The organism is Nonomuraea lactucae (assembly GCF_003313395.1).
Taxonomy (GTDB): Bacteria; Actinomycetota; Actinomycetes; order Streptosporangiales; family Streptosporangiaceae; genus Nonomuraea; species Nonomuraea lactucae.
In genome coordinates, this window is record NZ_QNFZ01000773.1 from 1 (window position 1) to 4,583 (window position 4,583).

The window sequence follows — 4,583 nt, forward strand, 5'->3', positions numbered from 1 at the left end:
AGCGCTAGCGCTGAGACGGGCGTGAAGATGCCGGAAGTCGCGGCCCCGGCTCCGACCGTCACCAAGACGGTTCAGATTGGGGCGACCGTCCGGCCGGAACCAGCCCTGGCTAGCCTCCCCGTGCAGATCGTTGGCACGGTCGTTCTGGTGGTCCTCCTGGTCGCTCTGGCGGCTTGGATCGGACGCCGGATCGCACGGAAGGCCAGGAAGGCGGAAGTGGCCGAATCCGCTAAGCCGGAGCTGCCTTTGGCGGAGCCGGTCAACGAGACGGCTAAGCCGGAAGCTCAGAACACGGTTCACGCTGACGGAACCGAGCGAATCGAGTTCATGAGCTAGCAACACCAAATGCCCCCTAGCTGCCAGCTAGGGGGCTTTCTGCTACCCCTGTCATCTCTCGCGCTACCGTCTTGCACATACTCCTTAGACGGTGCTACCGTCTTGCATGTCAGCAAAACCGACCCGAAAGGGAAGCAAGATGGACATCGCCCCTAAGCGCCCCGCTGAGATTGGCTACCGCTTCGCAGCGGTCTATCGGCCGATCCGCGCGGAGGACACTTTCCACTTCGTTCTGGAGCTTCGTGGTAGCACCATCTACTCCCCGTCGAACGAGTTTGAGGACCTGGCGGAAGCTATCTTCGCCGGGTTCGAGGCGGCAGCCAAAGAGCGCAATGTGACTCATGTCATCATTGCTCGCATCGCGGCCGGGGACATCTTTCCGGTTACGTTCCGGAGCGTCCCTGTGGTGGGCGGTCTGATCCACTAGCGGGTTAGCTCTAAGCCCCCGGCTCCAGCCGGGGGCTTTCTGCTGTCATGTTGGTCTATCTCGCTACCGTCTTGTACAAAGCGTTTAGACCCGCTAGCGTTCTTCCTGTCAGCAAAAACCCCCGCTAACGCGGGACTCAGGAAGGAACTAGCAATGGAGAAGCCTCGCGCAGTGGTTAGCCTGACGGTGGACGGCTACGCCGTTGAGGTTGTCTATGGCGACAACCGCAAGCGGGAGATCACCAACCGCGACACCATTGAGGAGGCGAACCGCGTCGCTATCGAGCTGGCCATGCAGACTGGTTATGTCTGCGTCACCATCTCCAACCGCTAACCGATAGCGGCAAAGCCCCCGGCCACCAGCCGGGGGCCTTTTTGTAAGCCACAGTGCCGACTACCGTCTTGCGCAAAGCGTATAAGGGAGATAGGGTTTCAGGTGTCAGCAAGAACCATCCCGAAAGGGGAAGCGCTATGTGGGACGCTTACATCCCTCCCATCGGCGAGACGGCAAAGGCTCTGCCGTATGCGGCATCCGCTGGATGCTGGGACTGCAGGCGCGTAATCACGGTTGTGATCCCACCTATGGCAGATTCCGCCACGGTGCACTGCCCCGGCTGCCGTGCTTGGGTTGTCGCGGTGCGACGCCACTTTTGATAGCCCTTTGCCTCTAAGGCTTTCAGGTTGAAGCTAGGCCCCCTCCAGGGAGGGGGTCTAGCGCTTTATGGGGTTGAGCGCCACGGCTGTCTATTGGCCGTACTGGCGCTCTGCCAGCGTCTTGCGCTGGTGACACTCCGGGCAAATGGCCCGGAGGTTGGCGGGGGAGTGGTCATCCCCGCGTTGAACGTGGTCAACTTCGGAGGCTTCGCCTCCGCACACGTAGCAAGTGAACCGGTCTCGCCGGAGAATGGTCAGCCGGAGGCTGGACCAGTTCGACGGAAGTCGAGACCGCCTGTTGGAGGTAGCCCATGGACCAGGATCGTGGTTAGGGCACTTGCCCCTAGCTTTGACTGGCCGGACACATCCGGCAGTGGAACAGACTTGCTTAGCCCTTGGCATGGTTCCTTGCGCGCATACGCGCGTATAGCTAGCTTGTTAGCTGGCTAGTGGTTAGCTAAGGGTTGCTTCGCTTGGGCTTCGCAACCCGGCTGAGCGGGTTTAGCTAGCTAGCTTTGCTTGTTAGCTAGCTGCCCCCCTTAATCCCCCCGTTGGGGCACACGGTATGCCGTGTCGCATTTCCGGTTCGCGAACCCCATGACAGTGTGATCTGTGTCACATGGAATGGATTTGTGCAAGACGGTACTAAGCGCTACCGTCTTGCACATGGCAGAATTGACCGTCACCACGGGGGAGCTGTCCAAGGCGCTCACCAACGCCGAAGGATGGCTGCCGTCCCGCTCTCCGGTTCCCGTAGCCCTGCTCACGGCGAACCGGAAAGAACTGGTCATCACCGTGACGGACACCTATTCGGCCGGGCAGGCAACCTGCCCCGTAGATGGCCATCGGGGCAAGCCCGAGGAAGCCGTGGAGATCAGCCGGGCGGACCTGCTGGCCTTGGCCAAGAGGGCACGGGCTGACGGGACCAAGAAGGGGTTCAGCCGGATCACGATCGAGACCAGTCGGAACGCCGGAGTGATCCTGCACGGCATGACGGACGACCCGCACGCCGAGCCCGTGACCGCGCTGGACGCGACCCGGGGCCGCTTCCGTCCCGAGTGGCCGCTATTGGGCGACATGTTCGCCCTGGCCGAAGAGAGGGCCGTGGACTGGCCCGGCGGCGTGCTGGTGAACACGGGCTATCTCGCCCTGTGGAACAAGGTCAGGCCCGACGCGACAGGCCGGGGCGTTCACCTCCGGAGCATCCCCGACACGCGGGTGATCCTCGGCAAGGTTGGCCCGCACTTCCGGGGCCTAGTGATGGCGATGGACGAAGTCAGGAATGAAGAGGCACTAGGACAAGGTGGTTTGTGGTGACTGAGTGGACGTTCACGAAGCACGCCCTTGGTCGGGCTCTGGATCGACTTGTGAAGCCCGAAGAGATCAGGGCTTGTCTGGAGAGCCCGACGCTTGTCTACGGCCAGGGAGGGCCGTACAAGGGCCGCACCATCCGGCAGGCCGGGCGTGTGGCCCTGGTGGTGGACCCGCAGAGCAAGACCGTCTTGTCCGTCGTGTTTAAACAGCCGGCCGACTGGACGCCCGAAGATCAGCCGTGGGTGGCCGAGCAGAAGGGGGCAGCGTGATCCAACCGCTGTGGACTGTTGACGACCTGGCTGCCTATCTGGGGTCGCCTAAGTCTTGGGTGTACGACAACGCGCACGAGATCCCGCATGTTCGGGTCGGCCGCGAGTATCGGTTCCGGCAGGCAGAGGTGGATCTGTGGCTTGAAGCTTCGCGAGGCGGTTGCCCCTTGAGCCTGCTAGCGGCATGACGAAGCCCCGGCCTTTGGCCGGGGCTTTTCTCTATTCCTTGGTTCGATTGATGTAGTCCACGACCCGCGTGACCGCCTCCCGCTTCGTGGCGGCGTCTGTGTGGACGTACACGAGCGTGGTCACGTCCACGCGGTGGCCTAGATGGTCTTGGATGGTCTTGATGTCCACCCCGTTGGCGTACATCGCGCTCGCGCACGTGTGGCGTAGGCCGTGCAAACCAATCTCAGGAAGCCGAAGGCTGCGGGTGCGCCGTAGAAACACCTCGGAGACGGCCTTGGGGTCCATGCGTCCACCCACGGGCTCTTTGGCTATCCGGTGCCGGAACGCTCGCGGGAACACAAGGTCGTGTTCCTGCCAGTCGTCGAACCATTTGCGGGCACGCTCAATGTGCCGCTTCTGCTCTTGCAGCACCTCAAGAACGTCATCGGAAGCGTAGATGCGCCGCTTGCGGTTCCCCTTGGGCGTGTCCACGGTCATGATCTGGCCCCCGGCCCTGACCGTGTTGTCGCTGAGCCAGATGACCTGCTTTTCGAAGTCCACCTCAGACCAGCGAAGCCCGAGCGCTTCGCCGCGCCGCGCGCCGGTCAGGACGATGAACTGCCACAGGAGGCGGTACCCCTCATTGCGCTCCATCTCCACAAGGGTCCGGACCTGTTCGGGCGTGAAGACCTTGATGATGCCGTCTTCGTCGTCTTCGCGCTCCGCGAGCTTTTCGGCTTTGCGGTCCTCTGCTTCGCGGTACAGCTTGGCCCGCCACGGCGACTCTTTGATGATGTTGCTCCTAGCCTTGCCGTCCCGGACGGCGTAGTCCCAGAAGTTCGACAGCGCGCGAATGAGCAGGATCATCACGCTAGGGGCGTACTTCTTGCTCAGGGAGGCGAACAAGGCGTCGATGTGCGTTGATCGGAGGCTGGCGATCGGCTCAGAGCCGATGCGGGCTCGGGCCATGTTCCGGTAGTTGTAGACGTGATCGGCGGTTGTGCTCGCCTTGAGAGCGCTGGAAGTCGCCCACCGTTCGGCTATTTGATCGACGGTCAAGCCCCCGCGTTTCTCGATGACCGCGTTGCCTGCCTCAACATCAGAGATCGTCTTCGCGATCCACTTCGCCGCCTCTTTCTCGTTCAGAAGGCCACGCTTGGGGTAGCGCCTCTTCTTGCCTGTCTCTGGGGCGATGAGCGGAGGCGTCCATGCGTCGTAGACGGTCGTGCCGTTCTTGAGTTGGCGGGGGCTGATGGTGCCCTGCCCGTTGCGTGCCCGGTTTCGTGCTGACATGGCGGGCAGAGTAGATCAACTGCAACAAAACGTGCAACACGATTTGAGGCGCATGTGAGTACCAGCAGGTCAGAGAGGATTCTCCGATGCGACTGACCTACACGTCGGATCTGTGGTGGAAGA

8 protein-coding genes are annotated in these 4,583 nt (G+C 62.1%); 6 read left to right on the top strand and 2 right to left on the bottom strand.

The features are described 5' to 3' along the window. The 3 genes from DQW85_RS27195 to DQW85_RS27205 all read left to right on the top strand — a co-directional run. A partial coding sequence (locus DQW85_RS27195) for a hypothetical protein (protein ID WP_205315443.1) occupies positions 1 to 336 on the top strand: 336 nt, incomplete at its 5' end. A 139-nt stretch (positions 337 to 475) separates the two neighbouring features. Further along, positions 476 to 763 (top strand): hypothetical protein, encoded by a 288-nt coding sequence (locus tag DQW85_RS27200; RefSeq protein ID WP_113702761.1) that lies wholly within the window; start codon positions 476 to 478, stop codon positions 761 to 763. A gap of 153 nt (positions 764 to 916) precedes the next feature. Further along, positions 917 to 1,096 carry a hypothetical protein gene (locus DQW85_RS27205; RefSeq protein ID WP_113702762.1) on the top strand — a complete coding sequence of 60 codons (180 nt, stop codon included), beginning with the start codon at positions 917 to 919 and terminating at the stop codon, positions 1,094 to 1,096. A gap of 410 nt (positions 1,097 to 1,506) precedes the next feature. Here DQW85_RS27205 and DQW85_RS48290 read toward each other — a convergent pair whose 3' ends face one another. Then, positions 1,507 to 1,818, bottom strand: a complete 312-nt coding sequence (locus tag DQW85_RS48290; protein ID WP_113702763.1) for an HNH endonuclease — start codon at positions 1,816 to 1,818, stop codon at positions 1,507 to 1,509. Between the two features lie 264 nt (positions 1,819 to 2,082). Between DQW85_RS48290 and DQW85_RS27215 the strand changes: the two genes are divergently transcribed. The 3 genes from DQW85_RS27215 to DQW85_RS48295 are packed head-to-tail and all read left to right on the top strand — an operon-like array spanning position 2,083 to position 3,187. Continuing rightward, a complete protein-coding gene (locus tag DQW85_RS27215) occupies positions 2,083 to 2,733 on the top strand; it encodes a hypothetical protein (RefSeq protein ID WP_162795419.1) in 651 nt (216 codons plus the stop codon). Next, positions 2,730 to 2,999 carry a hypothetical protein gene (locus DQW85_RS27220; RefSeq protein WP_162795420.1) on the top strand — a complete coding sequence of 90 codons (270 nt, stop codon included), beginning with the start codon at positions 2,730 to 2,732 and terminating at the stop codon, positions 2,997 to 2,999. The genes DQW85_RS27215 and DQW85_RS27220 overlap by 4 nt, the downstream gene beginning before the upstream one ends. Continuing rightward, positions 2,996 to 3,187 carry a helix-turn-helix domain-containing protein gene (locus DQW85_RS48295; protein WP_162795421.1) on the top strand — a complete coding sequence of 64 codons (192 nt, stop codon included), beginning with the start codon at positions 2,996 to 2,998 and terminating at the stop codon, positions 3,185 to 3,187. The genes DQW85_RS27220 and DQW85_RS48295 overlap by 4 nt, the downstream gene beginning before the upstream one ends. Before the next feature lie 31 nt (positions 3,188 to 3,218). Here DQW85_RS48295 and DQW85_RS27230 read toward each other — a convergent pair whose 3' ends face one another. Further along, entirely contained in the window at positions 3,219 to 4,460 is a 1,242-nt protein-coding gene (locus DQW85_RS27230; RefSeq protein ID WP_113702767.1) for a tyrosine-type recombinase/integrase, read from the bottom strand. Positions 4,461 to 4,583: the final 123 nt, after the last annotated feature.